The organism is Nitratireductor sp. ATLC21 (genome assembly GCF_057196525.1).
In genome coordinates this window covers 43,017-65,471 of sequence record NZ_JBXUOU010000005.1, presented here as the reverse complement: position 1 = coordinate 65,471, position 22,455 = coordinate 43,017, and the positions used below count along the sequence as shown (strand labels likewise).

21 protein-coding genes and 1 tRNA gene are annotated in these 22,455 nt (G+C 60.0%); 9 read left to right on the top strand and 13 right to left on the bottom strand.

Annotated elements, in window-relative coordinates:
- Positions 1–20: 20 nt before the first annotated feature.
- Both AC2CHD_RS19690 and AC2CHD_RS19685 read left to right on the top strand, forming a co-directional pair.
- Positions 21–566, top strand: coding sequence for a TRAP transporter small permease (locus AC2CHD_RS19690; RefSeq protein WP_229449906.1), 546 nt, complete (start codon positions 21–23; stop codon positions 564–566).
- 5 nt (positions 567–571) lie between these two features.
- The gene (locus AC2CHD_RS19685; protein WP_484555007.1) at positions 572–1,855 is read left to right on the top strand and encodes a TRAP transporter large permease; all 1,284 of its coding nucleotides are present in this window, start codon (positions 572–574) and stop codon (positions 1,853–1,855) included.
- 17 nt (positions 1,856–1,872) lie between these two features.
- Here AC2CHD_RS19685 and AC2CHD_RS19680 read toward each other — a convergent pair whose 3' ends face one another.
- On the bottom strand, positions 1,873–2,751 hold the full coding sequence (locus tag AC2CHD_RS19680; RefSeq protein ID WP_484555006.1) for an SMP-30/gluconolactonase/LRE family protein: 879 nt from the start codon (positions 2,749–2,751) through the stop codon (positions 1,873–1,875).
- A gap of 215 nt (positions 2,752–2,966) precedes the next feature.
- Between AC2CHD_RS19680 and AC2CHD_RS19675 the strand changes: the two genes are divergently transcribed.
- A complete protein-coding gene (locus AC2CHD_RS19675; protein ID WP_484555005.1) occupies positions 2,967–3,740 on the top strand; it encodes a helix-turn-helix domain-containing protein in 774 nt (257 codons plus the stop codon).
- 42 nt (positions 3,741–3,782) lie between these two features.
- Here AC2CHD_RS19675 and AC2CHD_RS19670 read toward each other — a convergent pair whose 3' ends face one another.
- Entirely contained in the window at positions 3,783–4,580 is a 798-nt protein-coding gene (locus AC2CHD_RS19670; RefSeq protein ID WP_484555004.1) for an IclR family transcriptional regulator, read from the bottom strand.
- Between the two features lie 227 nt (positions 4,581–4,807).
- On the opposite strand from AC2CHD_RS19670, the gene AC2CHD_RS19665 reads away from it, so the two are divergent.
- On the top strand, positions 4,808–5,503 hold the full coding sequence (locus AC2CHD_RS19665) for an MOSC domain-containing protein (protein ID WP_484555089.1): 696 nt from the start codon (positions 4,808–4,810) through the stop codon (positions 5,501–5,503).
- A 75-nt stretch (positions 5,504–5,578) separates the two neighbouring features.
- Here AC2CHD_RS19665 and AC2CHD_RS19660 read toward each other — a convergent pair.
- Positions 5,579–5,654: transfer RNA gene (locus AC2CHD_RS19660), tRNA-Thr, on the bottom strand.
- A gap of 642 nt (positions 5,655–6,296) precedes the next feature.
- Here AC2CHD_RS19660 and AC2CHD_RS19655 point away from each other — a divergent pair.
- The gene (locus tag AC2CHD_RS19655) at positions 6,297–6,785 is read left to right on the top strand and encodes a (2Fe-2S)-binding protein (protein WP_484555003.1); all 489 of its coding nucleotides are present in this window, start codon (positions 6,297–6,299) and stop codon (positions 6,783–6,785) included.
- A 15-nt stretch (positions 6,786–6,800) separates the two neighbouring features.
- Entirely contained in the window at positions 6,801–7,601 is an 801-nt protein-coding gene (locus AC2CHD_RS19650) for an FAD binding domain-containing protein (protein ID WP_484555002.1), read from the top strand.
- A gap of 105 nt (positions 7,602–7,706) precedes the next feature.
- On the opposite strand, the gene dgcN is transcribed toward AC2CHD_RS19650, so the two are convergent.
- From dgcN to hutI, 8 genes are all read right to left on the bottom strand, one after another.
- Positions 7,707–8,702, bottom strand: a complete 996-nt coding sequence (dgcN, locus tag AC2CHD_RS19645; RefSeq protein ID WP_484555001.1) for an N-acetyltransferase DgcN — start codon at positions 8,700–8,702, stop codon at positions 7,707–7,709.
- Positions 8,703–8,837: 135 nt separating this feature from the next.
- Positions 8,838–10,388: a TRAP transporter large permease gene (locus AC2CHD_RS19640; RefSeq protein WP_484555000.1), complete on the bottom strand. Its 1,551-nt coding sequence runs from the start codon at positions 10,386–10,388 to the stop codon at positions 8,838–8,840.
- Positions 10,385–10,894 carry a TRAP transporter small permease subunit gene (locus AC2CHD_RS19635; protein ID WP_229449899.1) on the bottom strand — a complete coding sequence of 170 codons (510 nt, stop codon included), beginning with the start codon at positions 10,892–10,894 and terminating at the stop codon, positions 10,385–10,387. The genes AC2CHD_RS19640 and AC2CHD_RS19635 overlap by 4 nt, the downstream gene beginning before the upstream one ends.
- 58 nt (positions 10,895–10,952) lie before the next feature.
- Positions 10,953–12,044 (bottom strand): TRAP transporter substrate-binding protein, encoded by a 1,092-nt coding sequence (locus AC2CHD_RS19630; protein ID WP_229449898.1) that lies wholly within the window; start codon positions 12,042–12,044, stop codon positions 10,953–10,955.
- A gap of 27 nt (positions 12,045–12,071) precedes the next feature.
- Entirely contained in the window at positions 12,072–13,745 is a 1,674-nt protein-coding gene (gene hutU, locus AC2CHD_RS19625) for a urocanate hydratase (RefSeq protein WP_484554999.1), read from the bottom strand.
- 3 nt (positions 13,746–13,748) lie between these two features.
- Positions 13,749–14,552, bottom strand: a complete 804-nt coding sequence (gene hutG / locus AC2CHD_RS19620; protein WP_484554998.1) for an N-formylglutamate deformylase — start codon at positions 14,550–14,552, stop codon at positions 13,749–13,751.
- A 169-nt stretch (positions 14,553–14,721) separates the two neighbouring features.
- Positions 14,722–16,263: a histidine ammonia-lyase gene (gene hutH / locus AC2CHD_RS19615; RefSeq protein WP_484554997.1), complete on the bottom strand. Its 1,542-nt coding sequence runs from the start codon at positions 16,261–16,263 to the stop codon at positions 14,722–14,724.
- Positions 16,260–17,468, bottom strand: coding sequence for an imidazolonepropionase (hutI, locus tag AC2CHD_RS19610; protein WP_484554996.1), 1,209 nt, complete (start codon positions 17,466–17,468; stop codon positions 16,260–16,262). The genes hutH and hutI overlap by 4 nt, the downstream gene beginning before the upstream one ends.
- A 108-nt stretch (positions 17,469–17,576) precedes the next feature.
- Between hutI and AC2CHD_RS19605 the strand changes: the two genes are divergently transcribed.
- The 3 genes from AC2CHD_RS19605 (at position 17,577) to rpe (ending at position 20,379) form a co-directional block, all read left to right on the top strand.
- Positions 17,577–18,947: a formimidoylglutamate deiminase gene (locus AC2CHD_RS19605; protein WP_484554995.1), complete on the top strand. Its 1,371-nt coding sequence runs from the start codon at positions 17,577–17,579 to the stop codon at positions 18,945–18,947.
- The gene (locus AC2CHD_RS19600; RefSeq protein WP_229449892.1) at positions 18,944–19,642 is read left to right on the top strand and encodes a histidine utilization transcriptional repressor HutC; all 699 of its coding nucleotides are present in this window, start codon (positions 18,944–18,946) and stop codon (positions 19,640–19,642) included. The genes AC2CHD_RS19605 and AC2CHD_RS19600 overlap by 4 nt, the downstream gene beginning before the upstream one ends.
- A gap of 65 nt (positions 19,643–19,707) precedes the next feature.
- Complete coding sequence (gene rpe, locus AC2CHD_RS19595; protein WP_229449891.1) at positions 19,708–20,379, top strand: ribulose-phosphate 3-epimerase; 672 nt, start codon at positions 19,708–19,710, stop codon at positions 20,377–20,379.
- Between the two features lie 73 nt (positions 20,380–20,452).
- Here rpe and pal read toward each other — a convergent pair whose 3' ends face one another.
- Together pal and tolB are read right to left on the bottom strand one after the other, a co-directional pair.
- Positions 20,453–20,956, bottom strand: a complete 504-nt coding sequence (pal, locus tag AC2CHD_RS19590) for a peptidoglycan-associated lipoprotein Pal (RefSeq protein ID WP_065818148.1) — start codon at positions 20,954–20,956, stop codon at positions 20,453–20,455.
- Positions 20,957–21,138: 182 nt separating this feature from the next.
- Positions 21,139–22,446, bottom strand: coding sequence for a Tol-Pal system beta propeller repeat protein TolB (gene tolB, locus AC2CHD_RS19585; RefSeq protein WP_229449890.1), 1,308 nt, complete (start codon positions 22,444–22,446; stop codon positions 21,139–21,141).
- Between the last annotated feature and the right edge of the window lie 9 nt (positions 22,447–22,455).

Here is a 22,455-nt window from a genome sequence, read left to right as displayed (position 1 = left end):
GCGCAGGTCGGGGAGGATCGGTGAAAACTTTTGAGCGATATTTCATAGCCCTCAACAAATGGGCTCTGGTGCTGTTGCTGGGCGCCATGGCGGTCATCGTTTTCGCAAACGTGACGCTGCGCTATCTCACAAATTTCTCCATCACCTGGTCAGAGGAAGTCGCCCGGTACCTGATGATCTGGATGACCTTCCTCGGTGCCGGCCTCGCGCTGCGTACGGGTGGTCATGTGGCCGTGAGCAACTTCCAGGAGATGCTCGGGACAAAAGGCCAACGCGCCGTGCGCATTCTCATCCTGTGCCTTCTTCTTGCTTTCTTCGCCATCATGATCTGGATGGGAATGAATTACATGGATCGCGCCCGTTTTCAGCTCACGCCGGCGACGCGCGTATCTTTCAGCTATATCTACGCTGCCATGCCGATAGGCTTTGGCCTTCTTATCGTGCATTTGCTTTTGATCGCCCGTCCCTTCGTGATGGAGAACCGGTTCGCTGAAATCGAAACCGATACGCCGTCAGCCGCCCTACTTGAGAGCGGAGACACTCATATCGTGGCCAACCGGGACTAGACGCCGTGGCATTGATCCTCTTCGCTTCTTTTTTCGCCCTGCTTATCATCGGCATGCCGGTGGCCTTCTCGCTGGCGCTTGCTGTGTGGGCGGCGATCAGCCTCGGCAGCACCTATCCGCAGATCGTCATCGTCAAGGAGATGTTTTCCGGCCTCGATAGTTTTCCGCTGATGGCCGTGCCGTTTTTCATCCTCGCGGCGGAGCTGATGTCGAGCGGCGCTATGACCCAGATCCTGCTGCGCTTCGCTTCGCAGTTTGTCGGCCATTTCCGAGGCGGACTGGGTTATGCAAATGTCGTCTCCTCCACCATGTTTGCGGGCATTTCGGGCTCTGCCCTTGCGGATGCCGCCGGCCCCGGTGCCATGATGATCCGCATGATGGAAAAGGATGGCTACGACAAATCCTATGCGAGCGCGCTGACCGCATCCGCGTCGGTTGTCGGCCCCATCATACCGCCTTCCATCATCATGATCCTCTATGCCATGCAGGATGAGAACGTGTCCGTCATCGCCCTGTTCATGGCTGGCATCATTCCCGGGATACTGATTTCGCTCTCGATGGCCGCAACCAATTGGTATGTCTGCCGCAAACGGGGATTCCGAAGCAGCGCCCCGCGCCCCACCCTGCGCGAGGTGATGCGCACAAGTGTTCAAGCCCTGCCGGCCATCTTTCTTATTGTCCTCATCATCGGTGGTATCCGCAGTGGATTGTTCACACCCACAGAGGCCTCTGTGGTGGCCGTGTTCTATGCGCTTTTGTGCGGCATGTTCATCTATCGTTCGTTGAGAGTGCGCGACCTTCCCGACATTCTCTTTCGATCTGCACTGGTCACGGTCGCGATCCTGTTGATCCTCGCTGCCGCACGCGCATTTGCTTGGATCATCATTATCGAAGGCATTCCTCAGGCCATTGCTTCGACAATTGTTGCTTGGGAGCTGAGTCCAGTCCTCTTTCTTCTGGCGGTAAACGTGCTCCTGCTCGCCTTTGGGCTGTTCATGGATCCCCTGCCCGGTGTCATGATCCTTGTTCCGATCCTTGGCCCTATCGCCTATTCGCTGGGCATAGATCCCATACACTTCGCCATCGTGGTCATCGTCAACCTGACGCTCGGGCTCCTCACTCCACCGGTCGGCGCGCTGCTTTTCGTGGTGTCATCGGCCGTGAAAATTCGTGTCAGTGAAATGATCCGGGAAATGCCGCCGTTTCTGGTGGTTCATCTTGTCGTGCTCCTCGCCCTGACCTTCATCCCGGCGCTATCCACCTGGCTCCCGCATCTCAGTGGATACTGAAACACGGAGAAACCATATCAGCCGATAACAACGTCGGGTTCGAGTTTGCCCATCGCCTTGCCCAGATCACCCAGGAATACGCTGCCGGCAGAAGCGCCATCCGCACTGTCCGGGTCTACGTCGATGGAAGCGGATGTAACCAGAAGCTTGTCAGCCTTGGGTCCAACGAACGCCGGACAGGTGATGAGTGCTGCCGGCAGGACGACCTTGCGAAGCAGCACACCCTGCGCCGAATAGATCTCCACGCCATGACCACCCCACCGGGCAACCCAGAGATTGCCCTCGGCATCGACCACCGCGCCATCCGGCTCGCCGTCACTGGATGGTTTTGCAAACGGAAACGGCTCGCCCGCCGGAAATCCCGTCTCAGGGTCGAGCGGCACCTGCATGATCTGAAGTGTCGGTGTGTCCGTAAAGTACCCCACTCGGCCATCAGGCGAGAAGCAGATCGCATTGGTGACCGTAATATCGGAATAGAGCCGCCGCACCTCGCCCTTCCGATACCAGTATATCGAACCGGCACCCTTTTCCGCATTCTTTCCCATCGTCCCGATCCAGAAGGCTCCGCTGGGATGAACACGGGAATCATTGGACCTGGTTCGCGGGTTGTCTTCCTCCAATGAACGGTGGAGCGTTAGGCTTCCATCCTCGACATTCCGCAGATAAAGACCGCTTTCGGTGACGAGCAATTGTCGCGCGTCATCCACGCGGGCAACCGCAGAAGAAAGCTCTGGAAGATTATGTGAGCGCGTCACCCCGTCAGCGAAACGGTGCTCGAACAGAACCTTGCCCAGAATATCGAACCACCAGGTTGTATCGCTGTGCCGATCGTAAGTCGGCCCCTCGCCAAGCACACAGCGTTCCGCCTCCAGGCGCATCCAATCTGTTCCGGCCACGGTTTCCCTCCCGATTGATCCATCAAGGATTGCCTTACCCTTCTTTCACAAATCCCTTCAAGGAGCCGACAGAAAGGAAAATATCTGATCGTTCGATCACAATCCTGCGATCTATGGGCATTTCAGGCCCCCGAAAGACGCCAGCGTATTGATATGGTGGTCCCGATCGGCCTAAAAATCGTGTTGGGGGCCTTTCTATCAAGGCAAATCACACGGTGAAGAGACAGACAGACGAAGGTAGTAGCAGCACAGTCGCTTTAAAAAACGGACTTGGATTGGTTCGATTGCTTTCGGATGAAGGCCCGATGACGACCAATGAACTGGCCCAGCGTTTATCGTTGAGACACGACACCGCCGCCAGGCTCTTAAAGACGCTGGAAATTCACGGCTTCGTAGAACAATCCAGATTTGCAGAACGCTTTCAGCCTGGCCGCACCGCCAGCGCTCTTTCCGAAAAATTCCTGAGAGAAACCCCGGTCAGCGAGATCGCACGTTCGGTCCTGCAGGCCCTTGCTGACAGGCACAATGCCACGTGCATCCTGGCCGTGGATGATGCAGGTGAAGCGCTTTCTCTTGTTGTTTGCAACGGCCTAAATCGCGTGAGCTCCCCTTGTTGCCATGTCGGCTCAGCCTACCCGCTCACAAAAACAGCGGCAGGTCATGCTCTGCTTTTCACCACTCGGGGCGAAGCAGAAGATGTCGAACAGATTGAGGAACCAACCACCACCGACACCGAGGCTCTTCGGGAGAGCTTTTGTTTTTTTCGGGCATCCGGCTGTTTCAGATTGATGCTTGAGGAAGAAAACGTCCTCCTTATGGCCGCCCCCTTGCATCTCAACAACGCGGTTCTGGCACTGGAGATCGTCTTGCCAGCGAGCGCTCGCTCCGAAAGGGATTCAGCCGGTCCGATGAAGGACCTGCTTGCAGCGGTCGAGCTGATCCAGCGCAAATGCGCGGCAATGGGCGTTCGATACCTGGAAGACTCCTGATACAAGCCCCGCCGGGAATGTGGCGTTTCTTTCGGATACGATTCAGGCGCTCGCGCGCCCGGATGTTAAGGCTGCCGAAAGCCTCACAAGCTCCTGGCCGAGCTCCTTTAACATTGGAAGCGGCATTTGCCCCCGGGGAGCACCACAGCCGAGCGACATGACAGCAGGCTGGTCGGAAGGCTTGAGCGGCACCGCCACGCCGTGGATATCAGGATGCCACCCTCCCAGTGAAAGCGTAAACCCGCTACCGGCGATCTCGGCCAGCCCCTGTTCGACCTGAGGCTCAAGCATATGCCAGTCTTTGCCGTGATGCCGTGCAAGATCGCTCAAAAAGGAGTGACGCTGCTCCGGCTCCAGACCAGCAAGCAATGCATGCCCCACCGGCGTTCCGGCAATCGACACTCTGGAGCCCGCCTCCAGCCGCAAGGTCACAAGGGTCGCTGTGCTGTGGCAAACCTCCAGATGCAGGGCTTCGATCCCGTCCAGAACCGCAAGTGCTGTATGCACACGAAATCTGTCTGCGACTTCTTGGAGATGAGGGCGTATGAATTCGATGATTTGCGTCTCGCTCCGAGCGCCATAACCAAGCCGAACAACACCGGGTGCAAGGCGGAAACGCCGACGACTGCTGCTGTAGTGTAGCAACCCCATCCCTGTCAGCGATTTCGTCAGTCGGGCGACAGTTGCCGCGGGAAGCTCAGTGCGCCCGGCGATATCCGAATTGCTGAGCCATACAGGTGCATCGGCGAACACAGAGAGCAAACGCAATCCGCGCGATAAGGCAGGCGAAACCGAGGGTTCCCTTCGGTCCCCTCGCTGCAACAATTTTGTGGTCGCCATACCTTCCCCCTCAGGTCAACGGCCATGAACGAGCCCTGAGCCTATCAAAAACTCTGCTTCTCCGGCAACGCCCGCCAGGCACGGGCAGGTTTCGCAGCCTCCCCGATTTTTCCACAGGCGCGGATCACCACGACCCGCCAACTGGCCCTGCCGCACGCGGCGGGCGCGAGCTATGCTGGACGGGAATTCAACCCACACACACACAACGGAGCCCGTTCGTGTCCGAAATCGACAAGACACCGCTGCAGGCCATACTGACAGGCAAGATTGCCCCGCTGGGTGACCGAAACGTTCCCAGCGGGATCAACAAGCGCGTCGTCCAAGGTCCGGTATGGTTGAGCACGACGGGCTTCGTCGGCGACCATCAGGGCGACACCAAGGTCCATGGCGGCCCGGACAAGGCCGTTCACCATTATCCGCGCGACCATTACGCTAGCTGGTGTCAAGAGATCGGCAACCATCCCCTCCTCGCATCTGCCGGCGCCTTCGGCGAGAACCTGTCCACCTACGGGCTGACAGAGGAGACCGTGGCTCTTGGCGATGTTTTCCGGCTCGGAAACGCGGTGGTGGAAGTCTCTCAGGGCCGCCAGCCCTGCTGGAAACTGAACAGCCGCTTTGGTGTCAACACCATGGCCTACCAGGTTCAGAAAACCGGCCGAACCGGCTGGTATTATCGGGTTCTGGAGGAAGGCGAGGTTTCATCGGGAGATATTCTCGAGCGCATTGAGCGCCCCTTGCAGGACTGGCCGCTCAAACGCCTTTGGCGGATCCTTTACGTAAAAACCCTGGATCGTGATGAACTCGAACAGATGGCAGCGCTCGAAAAACTTCCGGACGGATGGCGGCGCTATGCCCAACGCCGCCTCGCGTCGGGCAAGGTCGAAGACTGGGATCGTCGCCTGAAGGGTGATAAGCCGGTTTGAAGGATAAGAACCCGAGTCCCGCGTTCAGACGGGCAATCACGAATTGTCCGGAGAGTTGTGTGGGAGACCTGTAAATGGTGCCGCTTGTCAGACTCGAACTGACGACCTCCGCATTACGAATGCGATGCTCTACCAACTGAGCTAAAGCGGCCCTTTTCTCGCACCCCGCCAAACCCGGTTTCGAAAGGTCCGCGAAGCACTTCACCGTGCACATACCCGCCCCGGCAGGCTTTCGCAACCAAATTGTCGAGCAAGTCTGCCAATCAAACCGGAAGACCGGTCCTCAAACCCAGTGGGCCCGGCGAGCGGCAGCCTGATAGCCTCATTCGCTTACCAGATCAAGCGCCCGAGTTGAATTTTCGCGCGTTCCATCAAACGCTACAACACGCGCAACCGGATAACACTTCAAGCATAAATCGAAAATTATTGAATATTTTCACAATTTCATTCAAATTTATTGAAGGAGGATGCGATGCATAAATCAGCGATAATTCTTTCGATGCTCATCTCCATCGGCGCTCAGGAAGTCAGAGCTTCGGAGATGATCTTCCATTGCCGCGCGTTTGGTGCGATTCTTGAAATACAAAGCAGTTCCCCATGGCGAGCGTACACAGAGGCTTACAGTTTCCTCATCCAAAAAGGGTTTCCGCACCACCCTCAAACCCTTCGGGCCATTAGCTGCCGGCTTCACCGCGCTTGAATTTCTGCAGGGCATGGACAGGACAGCTGCATAGGTTAAGTTGATAACCAACCAGCGTATCAGCCACCGAAAATTCCAGTAGGCAGGTATTCCATGACAGACGTGACGATGACGGTGAACGGAAAAACGGTTTCGGGCACCGTCGAAGGCAGAACCCTGCTCGTGCAGTTTCTGCGCGACAATCTTGGACTGACCGGAACGCATGTGGGATGTGAGACGTCGCAGTGCGGAGCTTGCACGGTTCATATGGACGGTCAGTCGGTCAAGTCTTGCTCCATGCTCGCCGTGCAGGCCGAGGGCGCATCGATCACCACCATCGAAGGTTTGGCCAAGGGCGACGACCTTCACCCCGTTCAGGCCGCTTTCAAGGAACACCATGGTCTCCAATGTGGTTTCTGTACGCCGGGCATGATCATGGCCGCGACAGACATGATACGGAGGCACCCTGAGGGGCTCGACGAAAAGACGGTGCGTGAAGAGCTCGAAGGCAATATTTGCCGCTGCACCGGCTATCACAACATCGTCAAGGCAATCATGGCTGCTTCCGAGGCGATGTGCAGCACCGCCAACAAAGCTGCATGACCCGGAGACCAGACAATGTATGACGTCAATTATCACCGCGCTGGGTCGATAAACGAAGCCCTGAGCCTGCTCGAAACCGCCGAGGATGGTAAGTTCTTAGCAGGCGGACAGACCCTGATCCCCGCCATGAAAACACGTCTGGCCGCACCATCCGACCTCGTGGATTTGCGTCACGTGGCCGAACTGAAATCAATCTCCATTACCGATAGAGAAATCACTATCGGTGCGGGCGTCACGCATGCGGAGGTCGCTGCGAGCAGCGAGATCCGAAGCACATGCCCCGCTTTGTCTTATCTCGCCTCCCTCATTGGCGACCCTCAGGTTCGTCATATGGGGACGATCGGCGGCTCACTTGCAAACAATGACCCCGCCGCCGACTATCCCGCAGCAATGCTCGCCCTGGCCGCAACCATCATCACAAGCCAGCGCGAAATCGCAGCAGAAGATTTCTTCACTGGCCTGTTCGAAACGGCTTTGGATGACAATGAGTTGATCACCGCCATTCGCTTTGAAGCTCCGGAGAAAGCCGGCTACGGCAAATTCCCCAATCCCGCTTCGCGCTATGCGATGACCGGCGTTTTCATCGCACGGAAGAGTGAAACCGTCCGTGCCGCTGTTACTGGCGCCGGTGATGACGGCGTGTTCCGCTGCTCCGAACTGGAAGGCGCCCTGAGCACCGATTTCAGCGCAAGCGCGTTGGATGGCCTCACTGTGCCAGCGGAAAATTTGATGACCGATATCCACGCAAGCGCGGACTATCGTGCCAGCCTCATCGTCGCCATGGCAAAGCGTGCTGTCACGATGGCAAACGGTTGACTGCGGAAGCTGCTCCTTCCAGGCATCTGCTTGATCCTGCTGCCCCGCATGATTGTCACGGGGTAGAGTGACGCGTCAGCCTGACAGGGCGAGTGCTGTCCGCCCTCAGCCCAGTGCGTCGACGAGACGCGCAGCGCCCTGACGGAACGGATCAGCCGTGGGAAGCCCCATACGAGCTTCGATCTCCTCGAGGCAGGCCTTTGCCTCGGCATCGCTCAGCGCTGCAGTGTTCACCGAGATACCCACCACCTTGACGTCCGGGTTGACCACACGCGCTGTCTGCAGCGCGAGATCACGCAATGCCTCCAGCGTGGGAAGCTCATAGTGCGGCAGACCTCGCATGTGAGTGCGCGTCGGCTCGTGACAAAGCACCAGCGCATCGGCCTGTCCGCCGTGGATCAGGGCCATGGTCACGCCGGAGAACGATGGATGGAAGAGACTGCCCTGTCCCTCGATGAGATCCCAGTGATCGGCATCATTGTCCGGCGTGATGTGTTCGACAGCCCCGGCCATGAAATCAGCCACCACCGCGTCAAGCGGAACGCCCGAGCCGGTTATCAGAATGCCTGTCTGGCCTGTAGCACGGAACGTGGCTTTCATACCGCGCTCACGCATTTCGCGCTCCATGGCGAGTGCGGTGTACATCTTGCCGACGGAGCAATCCGTTCCAACCGCCAGACACCGCTTGCCAGTCCGTCTTTTGCCGTCCGCGATAGGGTACTCTTCCTGAGGCACGCGAACGTCAAAAAGTTGCGTCCCCGCTTTCTCGGCGGCCGCCACCAGAGCAGGCTGTGCTGTCAGCCGGTTGTGCAGTCCGGAAGCGATATCCATGCCGGCCTCAGCCGCTTCCACGAGGGTCGCCATCCAGCTCTGTGAGATAACGCCGCCGCGATTTGCGGCCCCCACCACGAGCGTCTGAGCGCCGGCTTCCTTCGCTTCGGCGATGGACATTTCCTTGAGTCCCAGATCCGCCTTGCAACCATCGAGACGGAGCTGGCCCACACAGAACTCCGGGCGCCAGTCCTTGATCCCTTGGGCGACCTTTGCAGTCAGGGCATCGGGGGCATCACCAAGAAACAGGAGATAGGGCGTCTTAAGCATGAGCGGGCGCTCCCTTAGAGTTGTTTACCGGCTCATCAATGATCCAGACACCCCTTGTCAAGCTGCGGTGGTCCAGACAGGGCCTTCTGGATCAACACTTGAGCAGCGGCTGAGCCAGCTTTCACTGGCTTTGGCCTAAAAGATCGTTCCGGGCAGCCAGGTCGAAATCGACGGCAGCAGCCAGATCACGCCCATTCCGACGATTTGCAGGATGATGAATGGAATGACGCCGCGATAAATCTGTCCGGTGGTGATTTCTTTGGGTGCCGCCGCCCGCAGGTAGAACAGCGAGAAACCGAAGGGTGGGGTCAGGAACGATGTCTGCAGATTGATGGCGATCAGGATCGAAAGCCACAGCGGATCATGTCCCATGAGGATCAGGATCGGCGCCACCAGCGGAAGGACGATCACCGAGATTTCCACGAAATCGAGGAAGAAACCGAGAATGAAGATCATCGCCATCACGAAAATCAACGCGCCCTGTGGTCCACCCGGCATCGAATGAAGAATATCCTCCACCCGGGCATCTCCACCCAGTCCCCGAAAAACCAGCGAAAAGACGCTTGCCGTCAGGATCGTGGCAAAGATCATCGCCGTCACCGTCATGGTGGAGGTGACAATGGGGGTAAGGATACCTCGCCTGCGCGCCCTGCCGATGGATATGACGATGGCAATGACGCCAAGCACCAGTAGCCCGGTCGTGAGCGCCGCCATGCCCCACTCGAACAAACCGGCATCGCTGCGCTGCAGACGCACGGGAAAAAGGCCGGCAAGCACGGCCACGGCGCCAAGGGCAGCCGCGCCCAGCACAATCAGGCGGCCATTTCCCTCACTGCGGACACCGGCCAGAAGCAAGGCGCCGATCGCGCCCACACTGGCCGCTTCGCTTGGTGTGGCAACCCCACCGAGAATGGAGCCCAATACAGCAACGATAAGCAGTACAGGAGGAATCACCGCGCGCTGCACCTCTTGGCGGCCGGGTCTGTCACCGGCCTCCATTAACGCGGGAGCCGTTTCCGGTTTCAGTGCAGCCCGCGTCATCAGGTAGGCGATATAGACAGCGACAAGCGTCAGTCCAGGCAACAGGGCTGCGGCGAAGACCTGTCCCACGGAAATCGTTTCAATGGTGAACTTGCCCTGCTCATACTGCGCCTGCTGATAGGCGGTGGACATCACGTCGGACAGGATGATGAGCAGCGTCGAAGGCGGTATGATCTGGCCAAGCGTTCCGGATGTACACACAACGCCTGAAGCAAGCTTGGGATCGTAGCCGTTGCGCACCATGGTGGGCAGCGCAATAAGCCCCATAGCCACCACCGTCGCGCCCACAATCCCGGTGGAGGCGGCAAGCAGCGCTCCCACCAGCACCACCGAAACGCCAAGACCTCCACGTAAGCCGCCGAAAAGCCGGCCCATCGTCTCGAGCAGTTCTTCCGCGATGCGGCTCTTTTCAAGCACCACGCCCATGAACACGAAAAGGGGGATGGCGATGAGCACTTCATTGGTAAGCGTGCCGAACACACGCTGCCCCAGCGCCCCCAGTAGCCCGACGTCGAACTGACCCGTCATCCAGCCCAGGAAGGCGAATAACGCAGCGGTTCCAGCCAGCATGAAAGAAACCGGATAGCCGATCAGGATCGCGACGATGAGGGCCGCAAACATCAGGATGTCGAGGGGTAAGGTCATGCGCCGGGATTTTCTTCACGAAGACGCGCAAGATCGCGCAGAATGCAGGCAAGCCCCTGAACGATGAGCAACGCACAGAACGCGGGGATCAGCGACTTGAGCAAGAAGGAGGCGGGAATGCCGCCGACGGAAATCGCCCCCTCCATGATTGACCAGGAGTTGCGAACCGAAGGCCAGGAGAACCAGGCGATCATGACTGTGGAGGGGATGAGGAAACAGAGCGCCCCGAAAATGTCGATGCGCGCCTTTCCGCGTGGTCCCAGCAGGCCGTAGAAGATATCCACGCGTACATGGCCGTCGACCAGAAGCGTGTAGCCGGCTGCGAGCATGAACAGCGTGGCATGCAGATAAAGCACGGTCTCGTTCATGAAGATGAAGCTGATGCCGTACACATAGCGCAGCACGACCGTTCCAAACTGAACCAGCACCATGGCAAGCGCCAGCCAGCGCACGGCCGCGCCCACCGCCCGGTTGATCTGGTCTAATCTGTCTGCAAGCCCCAGCATGAAGAGCATCCCCGAATTGAAAGGGGCCGGGCACCAAAGCCCAGCCCCATCGTTGGCATCAGCCGCCGTAATTATAGTCCAGCGCCCGGGCGTTCATCTGCCCGTTGTCCGCGTAGACCATGTAATCGGCAATGCCGGAACGATATTCGAGGAAGCTCTCGACAATGCGCTTCACCAGCTCGTCGTCATCTTCGCGCAACTCGGCGATCACCTCGCCTGCCGCATTGCCCATGGCGACGATCACATCCTCGGGAAGCTGCTTCACCTGCACGCCCTGCTCGGCCACAAGCTGCTTCAGCGCAGCGGCATGCTTGGTCGTGTATTCGGTCCAGACGGGATTGTAGAGCGATTCACAGGCATAGGCGACGGCCTGCTGGAGATCCTCCGGCAGCGCATCATAGGCGGCCTTGTTCACCGCGCATTCCTCCGCCGAGGAGGGTTCGCCGACACCCGGCCAGTAGTAGTTTTTCGCGACCTGATAGAAGCCAAGCGCCGAATCCGTCCATGGGCCGATGAATTCGCCCGCGTCGATCGTCCCGGACTGAAGACCCTGGAACATGTCGCCGCCACCCATGGCTTGCACGGCCATACCGAGCTTGGCGCACATTTCGGAGGCCAGACCGGTGGTGCGGAAACGCAGGCCCTTGAGATCGTCTACTGAATTGATCTCATTGCGGAACCAGCCCTGCCACTGCGGGCCGGAGTTGCCGCAAAGGAACGGCTTCAGCCCGAAGCGGCCATACATCTCGTCATAGAGCGCCTGTCCGCCGCCATGGATCAACCAGCCGAGCTGCTCGTCCGCGCGCAGACCGAAAGGCTGCGAACCGAACAGGAGAATGCCGCGCGACTTGGAGCCCCAGTAGGAGGGAACCGCGTGGTAGAGCTCTGCCGTGCCTTCAGACACGGCATCGAACACACCATTGCCAGGCACCAGTTCGCCAGCGGCATAGAGCTTCACTTCCAGCCGCCCACCGGAGAGCGCGGTGATGCGATCAGCCAGCATCTGCGCCGCAACACCCGGGCCCGGCAGGTTCTTCGGCCAGGCCGTAACCATCTTCCAGGTGATTTTATCCTGCGCGATCGCCGGCGCTGCAAGCCCCGTCGCCACACCGGCAACGCCGGCAGTTTTCAGAAATTGACGTCTTTTCATTTTAGACCCCTCTGTGCTGTTGTTTTGTTAATTTCCAAGAATCCCCGGCAGCCGCAAGCCTTTTTCCTTGGCCCAGTCGAGCGCAATGTCATAGCCCGCGTCGGCATGGCGCATCACGCCGGTTGCCGGGTCGTTCCACAGCACCCGCTCGAGGCGGCGCGCTGCATCCTCCGTGCCGTCGGCACAGATCACCATGCCCGAATGCTGGGAAAAGCCCATGCCCACGCCGCCGCCATGATGCAGCGACACCCAGGTCGCTCCGGAGGCACAATTGAGCAATGCATTGAGCAGCGGCCAGTCAGACACGGCATCCGAACCGTCCTTCATGGCCTCGGTCTCGCGGTTGGGTGAGGCTACGGAACCGGAATCCAGATGATCGCGCCCAATCACCACCGGCGCCTTCAATTCACCCTTGGCCACCATCTCGTTGAAGGCCAGCCCCAGACGGTGCCGGTCGCCAAGCCCGACCCAGCAGATGCGCGCCGGCAAGCCCTGAAACGCGATGCGCTCCTTCGCCATGTCGAGCCAGCGATGCAGATGTTCATTGTCGGGCAGAAGCTCTTTCACCTTCTCATCGGTGCGGTAGATGTCTTCAGGGTCACCCGAAAGCGCCGCCCAGCGGAACGGGCCAACACCACGACAAAAGAGCGGGCGGATATAGGCCGGCACGAAACCGGGGAAGGCAAAGGCGTTCTCCAGCCCCTCTTCCAGCGCCACCTGACGGATATTGTTGCCATAATCGAGCGTTGGGATGCCTTGATTCCAGAAGGCAACCATCGCCTCCACATGCTCGCGCATCGAGGCCCGGGCCGCCTTCTCCACGGCCTTCGGGTCACTCTCGCGCTTCTCGCGCCACTCGGCAACAGTCCAGCCCTTGGGCAGATAGCCGTTCACCGGATCATGCGCGGATGTCTGGTCGGTCACCATGTCGGGCTTCACGCCGCGGCGCACCAGTTCCGGCACGATCTCAGCCGCATTGCCGACCAGACCGACCGACTTTGCCTCACCCGCCTTCGTCCAACGGTCGATCATCTCCAGCGCTTCATCCAGCGTGGTCGCCTTCTCGTCCACATAGCGGGTGCGGATGCGGAAATCGATGCGCGTCTCATCGCACTCGATGGCAAGGCAGCAGGCACCGGCCATCACCGCGGCCAGCGGCTGCGCGCCGCCCATGCCGCCAAGCCCCGCGGTCAGGATCCACTTGCCTTTCAGGTCGCCGCCATAATGTTGGCGCCCAGCCTCGACAAAGGTCTCATAGGTGCCCTGAACGATGCCCTGCGAGCCGATATAGATCCACGAGCCGGCCGTCATCTGGCCGTACATCATCAGACCCTTCTTATCGAGTTCGTTGAAGTGGTCCCAATTGGCCCAGTGCGGCACGAGATTGGAATTGGCGATAAGAACACGTGGCGCATCCTTGTGGGTGCGGAACACGCCCACCGGCTTGCCGGACTGGACAAGCAGCGTCTCATCTTCCTCAAGCGTCTTGAGGGTCGAAGCGATGCGGTCGAAATCGTCCCATGTACGCGCTGCCCGACCAATACCGCCATAGACGACCAGCTCATTCGGGTTCTCGGCCACATCGGGATCGAGATTGTTCATCAGCATCCGGAGCGGCGCTTCCGTCATCCAGCCCTTGGCATTCAGATCGGCCCCGCGCGGTGCCCGGACTTCACGAATGTTGTGACGCGGATTGGTCATGCTTTACTTCCCCTTCAAGGACGGCGCGATCTCGGTAAGACGCGCCAGAATGGCTTTGAGATGCGGCCGCAGGCGTGCCGCCTTTTGCTCGGAATAATCGAACGGTACAGCCTCGCTCTTCAGATGCGTTGCCTGCGCCAGCTCCATCTGGATGGCATGTTCACCGCGATCCGGCCTGCCGTAGTGCCGCGTCGTCCACCCGCCGACAAAGCGGCCATTGAGCACGCTCGAATAGCCGTCCGCCGCAACGCAGATATCCGCTGTCGCCGTCTCGATTTCCGGTGCACAGGTCTTGCCGTGATTGGTGCCGATGTTGAAATCGGGCAGCTGCCCTTCAAAAAGGAATGGGCAGTGAGAGCGGATGGAATGGCAATCATAGAGGATCGCCACGCCATGAAGCGCTTTCACCCGCGCGATCTCCGCCTCAAGCGCCGCGTGATAAGGCCGATGAAAGGCATCCACCCGGTGTCTGACATCCTGTTCTGTCGGCTCTTCCCCCTCGCGCCAGATGGGTCGGTTGTCGAAGTCCGTCAGCGGCACGAGGGTGGTGGTGTTCTGCCCCGGATAAAGGCTCTCGCCCGACGGGTCGCGATTGGCGTCGATCACATAGCGGTGGAACGTCGCCCGCACTGTGGTCACGCCATCAAGAAGGGCATCATAAAGCCTGTGCACATGCCAGTCCGTATCCGTCAGAAGCTGGCCCTGTTCGTTAAGCCGGGCTTTGATCGCCTCCGGCACATGAGTGCCCGTGTGCGGCAAGCCCAGAATCACGGGCGACGAGCCCTGATGCACTTCGACGGGGTTCATTCGCAAATCTCCAGTGTTGGCGTTCGCCCCTCACCCTTACCCTCTCCCTGCAGGCGGGGAGAGGGGGGCGACAACGTTGCGGCCATCGTCCTTCTCCCCGCGAGCGGGGAGAAGGTGCCGGCAGGCGGATGAGGGGCAGTCGCCACATCCAAAAAAGACACGCTCCCGATCAAACCTCACTCCTCAATTCAGGCAGAATGTTTTCGGGGATGCTGGCATTCAGCGCGCCCGATCGCACCAGCTCAATCGCCCGCTCCAGATCGGGCGCCAGATAACGGTCCTCCTCCAGATCAGGCACCGCCTGCCGGATCGCGGCATGCGCGGCGGAGAGCGCTGCGCTCGTCTTCAGGGGCGCGCGGAAATCGACGCCCTGTGCCGCCGTCACCGCCTCGATGCCGATAATGCCGTAGAGATTCTCCGTCATCGGGATAAGCCGCCGCGCGCCATGACACGCCATGGACACATGATCCTCCTGATTGGCGGAGGTGGGCGTCGAATCCACGGATGCCGGATGCGACATCTGCTTGTTCTCGCTCATCAGCGCAGCCGATGTGACCTCGGCAATCATCAGTCCCGAATTCAGCCCCGGCTTCTTCGCCAGAAACGCCGGCAGACCGAAGCTCAACGCCGGATCCACCAGAAGCGCAATGCGCCGTTGGGCAATCGCGCCGATCTCGCAGATGGCAAGCGCAATCTGATCAGCAGCAAGTGCCACCGGCTCGGCATGGAAATTACCGCCCGAAACCACCGTACCGTCCGACAATACCAGCGGATTGTCGGTCACCGCATTGGCCTCGATGGTCAGCGTGCGTGCCGCCTGACGCAAGAGATCAAGGCACGCGCCATCCACCTGCGGCTGGCAGCGTATGCAATAGGGGTCCTGCACCCGCTCATCGCCTTCCAGATGGCTTTCGCGGATCTGCGACCCCTCAAGCAATGCCCAAAGTGCCGCCGCCGTGTCGATCTGCCCCTGATGGCCGCGCAATGTGTGGATTTCCGGATGAAACGGCGCGGAGGAGCCCATGGCCGCATCGGTCGACAATGCCCCGGTGATGAGTGCAGAGCGTGCCGCACGGTGCGCCCGGAACAGACCGGTCAGGGCCAGCGCGGTGGAAACCTGCGTGCCGTTGATCAGCGCCAGCCCTTCCTTGGCTTTCAGCACGATTGGAGAAAGCCCCGCCTTGCGCAATGCCTCGGCACCCGTGAGCCGATCACCCTCAAAGAAGGCCTCCCCCTCGCCCATCATGGCCGCAGCCATATGCGCAAGCGGCGCGAGATCGCCCGAGGCGCCAACAGAGCCCTTCTCCGGGATCACCGGCATCACGCCACGCGCCAGCATTTCCTCGATCAGCGTGACAACGTCCATGCGCACGCCAGAGGCTCCACGTCCGAGAGACAGAAGCTTGAGCGACATGATCAGCCGCACAATGCTTTCATCAAGCGGTGCACCGACACCGCAGCAATGCGAGAGAATGAGATTGCGCTGAAGCGTCTCGACATCGTGCGGCGGAATGCTCACGCTGGCGAGCTTTCCGAACCCCGTGTTCACGCCATAAACTGCCGCATTCCCCCGCGCGATCTGATCGATCCGCAAGGCCGCCGTCTCAATGCCGGCGTGGCAACCCTTGTCGAGACGGACAGGCACGCCATCGCGCCAGATGCGCTCCAGATCCTGGATCGTCACCGCGCCGGGCGTCAAAACAAGCGTCATGCCAGCTCTCCAGAAACAAGGCGGTGAAGCGGGTTGAAACCAATGCGATAGGCAAGCTCGGCCGGATGTTCGACATCCCAGATGGCAATTTCCGCGCGCTTGCCGGGTTCGATCGTGCCTATTTCCTCGGCCAACCCAAGCGCCCGCGCGCCTTCACGGGTCGCGCCCGCCAGCGCCTCTTCCGGGGTCATGCGGAACAGCGTACAGGCCATGTTGATGGTCAAAAGCAGGGAAGCAAGCGGTGAGGAGCCGGGATTGCAGTCAGTCGCAACCGCAATTGGCACACCATGTTTCCTGAGCGCTGCAAGTGGCGGATGCTGCGTCTCGCGCAAAGTATAGAAAGCACCCGGCAGAAGCACGGCCACCGTTCCCGCAGCAGCCATGGCCGCGACGCCCTCCTCATCCAGATATTCCAGATGATCGGCCGACAGCGCACCGTAGGATGCCGCCAGTTTTGCACCACCCAGATTGGAAAGCTGTTCGGCGTGGAGTTTCACAGGGAGGTCGAGCGACTTCGCCTTGTCAAACACCCGGGCCATCTGTTCCGGCGAAAAGGCAATCCCTTCGCAGAACCCGTCAACCGCATCGGCCAGTCCCTCGGCCTGGGCCACCTCCATGCCCGGAAGCACAACCTCATCAATATAGGCGTCTTCCTTGCCGCGATACTCGGCAGGAACCGCATGGGCGGCAAGATAGCTCGTCCTGATCCGCACGGGGCGCAGCGTGGCCAGACGGCGCGCGGCGCGCAGCATCTTCAACTCATCTTCTATGGTCAGCCCGTAGCCCGACTTGATCTCGACCGTCGAGACACCTTCGGCCAGAAGCGCGTCGAGACGTTTCAGCGCATCTTCGACCAGCGCGTCCTCACTCATCGCGCGGGTCGCCGCGACGGTAGAAACAATGCCGCCACCCGCGCGCGCCACTTCCTCGTAGCTCGCACCCTCAAGGCGCATCTCGAACTCTTTCGCCCGGTTGCCACCAAAAACAATATGGGTGTGACAATCCACCAGCGCAGGCGTTGCCAACCGCCCCTCGAAACCCACTCGCTCCCAGTCGAGAAATGCGTGGGGCAATTCGCTCAACGCGCCGACCCAGGCAATTTTCCCATCTTGTATCGCGATCGCGGCATCCTCGATCATCCCGTAGGAGCCTGCATCCTCGCACATGCTTGCCAAGCGGATACCGCTGATGACACTCTGCTTCATGACAGGAAGCCCCCTCCATCCTTGTGCAGGGCATATTGCCTAAGCGCGCTTTATTGTCTAGTATTATCCATATATGTATAGACATAATTAATCTAGGACCGGCACGCGATGCAAGCCATTTTTGCGCAGAATGCTCTCACACCGGACGGTTGGCAAAAAGATGTGCTTGTCGAGCTCAATGATTCGGGCCGCATCAGCAATGTGAGCATCAACGCGCAACCGGCCGATGGCAGAACCACCCACGTTCCGCTGCTCCTTCCGGCCATGTGCAATCTTCACAGCCATACCTTTCAGCGCGCCATGGCTGGTCTCGCAGAGCGGCGTGGCCCGGCTGGCCGCGATAGCTTCTGGACCTGGCGCGAGATCATGTACCGCTTTCTCGACCTGCTATCGCCGGACGATATAGAAGCCGTTGCCGCGTTCGCGTTCATGGAGATGCAGGAGGCTGGCTTTGCCGCCGTCGCCGAATTTCACTATGTCCACCACCAGCCGGGCGGCGCGGCCTACAGTGACGTTGGAGAACTGTCAGCGCGCATCGCCAACGCTGCCGAGCAGACAGGCATAGGTCTCACACTTCTACCAGTCCTGTATCGTTATGGCGGCGTTGACCAGCGCCCACTTCAAGGCGGCCAGCAGCGGTTTGGCAACGATCTCGACCGATACCAGAAGCTGCTTGCCCGCGCCGAGGAGTGCGTCGCCAATCTGTCCGCGGACGCGCATCTCGGCGTTGCACCGCATTCGCTTCGTGCGGTCGGTCTCGACGATCTTCGCGAGGCTCAGTCCATGCGCCCGCACGCCCCCCTCCACATGCACATTGCTGAGCAATTGCCGGAAATCGACGAGGTGCGCGCGGCCTACGGGCAGCGCCCGGTGGAGTGGCTGCTCGACAACTGCCGCGTCGACGAGCGCTGGTGCTTGATCCATTGCACCCACATGACCGACGAAGAAACCGCAAATCTGGCTGAAACCGGCGCCGTTGCCGGCCTGTGCCCGGTCACCGAAGCCAATCTGGGCGACGGTATTTTCAACGGGCCGCAATACCGGCAGGCCGGCGGCGCGCTGGGTGTCGGTTCCGACTCCAACATTCGCATCACCGTTGCCGAGGAGTTGCGTCAGCTCGAATATTCCCAGCGCCTGCGCGACACCGCCCGGGTGGTGCTGGCCGACCATGGACAGTCCTGTGGCCGCACACTTTACGAGGCTGCTCTTGCAGGCGGGTCACAGGCACTCGGCCGCGCCTCCGGTGCGATCCGGCAGGGAGGCTGGGCCGACCTCGTCGCAATCGATCAAACACGCTTCGCAGGTGCTGCCGCCGAGGATGGTTTGTTGGACGGCTGGATCTTCACAGGCGACAATGGCGCCGTTAGCGACGTGTGGTCGGCAGGGCGCCACTGCGTACGCGAGGGCATCCACATCGAACGTGAAACAATCGCCGCCCGCTACACGCAGACTATTCAAAAACTGATGGGGTTGCTGTGACCAGCCGACGCGCTTCATTTCGCACCATACGCGACGAGCTTTCCCGGCGCATCGCCGAGAGAATCTGGCTTCCGGGAACGCTCATACCCGGCGAAGAGGCGCTGGCCGAGGAATTTGGTGCCGCCCGTGCGACCGTCAACCGGGCTTTGCAAGAGCTGGCCCGCGCCGGCATCCTCGAGCGAAAACGCCGCGCAGGCACCCGCGTCGCCCTCCACCCGGTTCGGGAAGCCCGCTTCGTCATTCCACGCATCCGCCAGGAGATCGAAGCGCGCGGTTCCGAATATCGATACCGGCTTTTGAGCGTGGAAGAAGCCAATGCACCGGAAGTCATCTGTGCGCGGTTGAGCCTGCTGACGAAGTCCAACATGCTGCATGTTCGCTGCCTCCATCTGGCAGACCGCGTCCCCTATCAGTTCGAAGATCGCTGGATCAATCTGAACACCGTCCCCGATGCCGGCAAAGCGGATTTCAGCACGATAGGGCCGAACGAATGGCTCGTCGGTCATGCCCCGTTCTCCAATGCCGAGTTTACGTTCATGGCTGGTGCAGCAAGCGCCGATGAGGCTTCCCTTCTGCAGATCCGGGAAGGCGATCCTGTCTTTATCGGCGAACGCATCACTTGGATGAAGGGCGCGCCCATCACGCTCGCCCACCTCGTCCATCCGTCCTCCCACCGCATGGTGACACATCTGTAAGGCACCTCGACAAGCGCGGACAGAGGCGTTAGGGCAGGCCAGTCTCATCGTTCCGGGAAACCGCCATGACCGCGCGCAACACGCTCATCGCCCCTTCCATTCTCGCTTCGGATTTCTCTCGTCTTGGCGACGAGGTCGAAACCGTCGCCAAGGCCGGCGCTGACTGGATACACCTCGATGTGATGGACGGTCATTTCGTCCCCAACATCACCTTCGGCCCACCAGTCATCAAATCCATCCGCGATCGCACCGACAAGGTATTCGACTGCCACCTGATGATCACGCCGGCAGATCCCTACCTCGCTGCCTTCGCCGATGCTGGCTGCGACATCATCACCGTTCACGCGGAGGCCGGTCCTCATCTGCACCGCTCCTTGCAGACGATCCGAAATCTCGGAAAGAAGGCCGGCGTCTCGCTCAATCCCTCCACCCCGGAGAACGTCATCGAATATGTGCTGGATGAGCTCGACCTCGTGCTTCTGATGACCGTGAATCCAGGCTTCGGCGGTCAGGCCTTCATCCCGTCCGTGGTCGAAAAGGTACGCCGCATCAAGGCGATGATCGGCGACCGACCTATCGATATCGAGATCGATGGCGGTGTCTCACCTGCAAACGCCGGGGAACTCACTGCCGCCGGCGCCAATGTGCTGGTCGCCGGATCCGCTGTTTTCAAGGGTGAAGGCGAAGAAGCCTACGCGAAGAATATCGCAGCGATCCGCAATTCAGCAAACGGCTGACCCAAAGCTCCTTCAACAAAAAAGCCGCGCGGACATAGTCCGGCGCGGCTTTTTTATTCGTGGAGGCTGAAGCTTAGCTGCTGCCGCCGTTCAGCACCGTGACCGCGCGGCGGTTCTGCGACCAGCAGGAGATATCGTCGCAGGTCGCGACCGGACGCTCCTTGCCGTAGGAGATGGTGCGAATGCGGTTGGCCGCAACGCCGCGTGCCACCAGGAAGTCGCGCGCAGAAGCTGCACGGCGCGCACCGAGCGCGAGGTTGTACTCACGGGTGCCGCGTTCGTCCGCATGGCCTTCGACGGTGATCGAATAATTCGTGTACTTGTTCAGCCACTGTGCCTGGCGCGTCAGCACCTGCTGCGCGTCCGCACGGATCACCGACGAGTCGAGGTCAAAGAATATCCGGTCGCCGACGCTAACGGTAAATTCCTGCTGTGAACCGGGAGGTCCTCCCGCACCGCCCAGACCGATATCTGCCGCGTTGTTGGGAACCTGTTTATTGGCGCAACCGGCCAAAGCAAGGGCCGCTACCAGAGCGATGCCAACCGGGTTTTTGGCGATAGCTGCAATCGACAGCATTGCCACCTCTCCTTCAGATTAGAGATATTTTGTTCAACGATCAGTAACCACGTTGCCGTTAAGGACCCCTCAAGAAACGCGGTTAACAAACCCCTATCGGTGCAAATCAGAACCGTTATTTCGCGCAAACTAGCTTAAAATACGGCGGAAACGCGGCGTTTCAGTCCGAGGTAGCGGCTATCCTACTCAAGGAGCGGCGACCAGGCCGGATCCGAACCGTAGTTCGCGGTCGGGATCTTCTGCTCGTTGCGACCCGTCAGGTCGATAGAATAGAGCTGCGGACCAGCCGAGCCCGCGGGCTGACGGAAGAACATGATCACGCGACCGTTCGGTGCCCAGGTCGGCCCTTCCTGAAGGAAGCCGGAGGACAGAATGCGTTCGCCGGAACCGTCCGTCCGCATCACACCGATCTGAAATTGACCGCCCGTCTGCTTGGTGAAGGCGATCAGGTCGCCGCGCGGCGACCACACCGGCGTTGAGTAGGTGCCGTCACCGAAAGAAATGCGCTTCGCATCGCCGCCACTGGCGCTCATCACATAGATCTGCGCCCGCCCGCCACGGTCGGAGGTGAACACGATCTGCGAGCCGTCCGGCGAATAGGAGGGCGATGTGTCGATGGCATTGGAGGTCGTCAGGCGCGTCGTGTTGCGGCTTCTCAGATCCATGGCAAAAATGTTGGAGTTGCCGTCGTCGCGCAGAAGGCTCATCACGATCTGCTGACCGTTGGGCGAGAAGCGCGGCGCAAAGGTCATGCCGGGGAAATTGCCGACAAGCTCGCGCTGACCGGTCTCTAGCTGCAGAAGATAAACCTGCGGCTGCCCACCCTCATAGGACATGTAGGTGATTTCCTGGCGCGTCGGCGAGAAACGCGGCGTCAGAACGATGGCGCGCCCGTCGGTCAGGAAGCGGTGGTTCGCCCCGTCCTGGTCCATGATGGCAAGCCGCTTCACGCGGTTGTTGCGCGGACCCGACTCGTCGACATATACGATCCGCGTGTCGAAATACCCGGTCTCACCAGTGAGCCGCTGGTAGATCGCGTCGGCGATGATGTGCGCCACACGCCGCCATTTGTCCTTGCTGGTGAAAAACTGCTCGCCGATGAGCTGCTGCCCTGCATAGGTATCCCACAGTCGGAACTCCGCGCGCAGCCGCCCGTCAGGTGTCTCCGAAACCTTGCCGGTCACCAGCGCCTGCGCGTTGATCACCGTCCAGTCCTGAAAGCGTGGTGCCGCATCCGGATTGGAAATCTTCTCGATGAATGCGCCCTTCTCAATCGGCGCGAACAGGCCGGAACGCCGCAAGTCTGCTTCGACAACGCTGGCGATCTCCGCACCTTTGCCATCCGCGGAGATAAACTCCGTGATCGCGATTGGCAATGGTTCAACCACACCCTTGTTGATGTCGATCTCGACCACTGCCCGTGCCGGCAGCACCGCTACGCCAAGCCCTGCGACCAGCGTCGCGATCAGGAAGGTCGCTCTCATGATCATCTGCATTTG

Coding starts and splice junctions, on each gene's coding strand:
- AC2CHD_RS19650 (WP_484555002.1), top strand. CDS start 6,801: ATGTATGACGTCAATTATCACCGCGCTGGGTCGATAAACGAAGCCCTG.
- hutH (WP_484554997.1), bottom strand. CDS start 16,263: ATGACGCTTGTTTTGACGCCCGGCGCGGTGACGATCCAGGATCTGGAG.
- hutU (WP_484554999.1), bottom strand. CDS start 13,745: ATGACCAATCCGCGTCACAACATTCGTGAAGTCCGGGCACCGCGCGGG.
- AC2CHD_RS19635 (WP_229449899.1), bottom strand. CDS start 10,894: ATGCTGGGGCTTGCAGACAGATTAGACCAGATCAACCGGGCGGTGGGC.
- AC2CHD_RS19670 (WP_484555004.1), bottom strand. CDS start 4,580: ATGGCGACCACAAAATTGTTGCAGCGAGGGGACCGAAGGGAACCCTCG.
- tolB (WP_229449890.1), bottom strand. CDS start 22,446: ATGATCATGAGAGCGACCTTCCTGATCGCGACGCTGGTCGCAGGGCTT.
- AC2CHD_RS19630 (WP_229449898.1), bottom strand. CDS start 12,044: ATGAAAAGACGTCAATTTCTGAAAACTGCCGGCGTTGCCGGTGTGGCG.
- AC2CHD_RS19640 (WP_484555000.1), bottom strand. CDS start 10,388: ATGACCTTACCCCTCGACATCCTGATGTTTGCGGCCCTCATCGTCGCG.
- hutI (WP_484554996.1), bottom strand. CDS start 17,468: ATGAAGCAGAGTGTCATCAGCGGTATCCGCTTGGCAAGCATGTGCGAG.
- AC2CHD_RS19605 (WP_484554995.1), top strand. CDS start 17,577: ATGCAAGCCATTTTTGCGCAGAATGCTCTCACACCGGACGGTTGGCAA.
- rpe (WP_229449891.1), top strand. CDS start 19,708: ATGACCGCGCGCAACACGCTCATCGCCCCTTCCATTCTCGCTTCGGAT.
- AC2CHD_RS19655 (WP_484555003.1), top strand. CDS start 6,297: ATGACAGACGTGACGATGACGGTGAACGGAAAAACGGTTTCGGGCACC.
- hutG (WP_484554998.1), bottom strand. CDS start 14,552: ATGAACCCCGTCGAAGTGCATCAGGGCTCGTCGCCCGTGATTCTGGGC.
- pal (WP_065818148.1), bottom strand. CDS start 20,956: ATGCTGTCGATTGCAGCTATCGCCAAAAACCCGGTTGGCATCGCTCTG.
- dgcN (WP_484555001.1), bottom strand. CDS start 8,702: ATGCTTAAGACGCCCTATCTCCTGTTTCTTGGTGATGCCCCCGATGCC.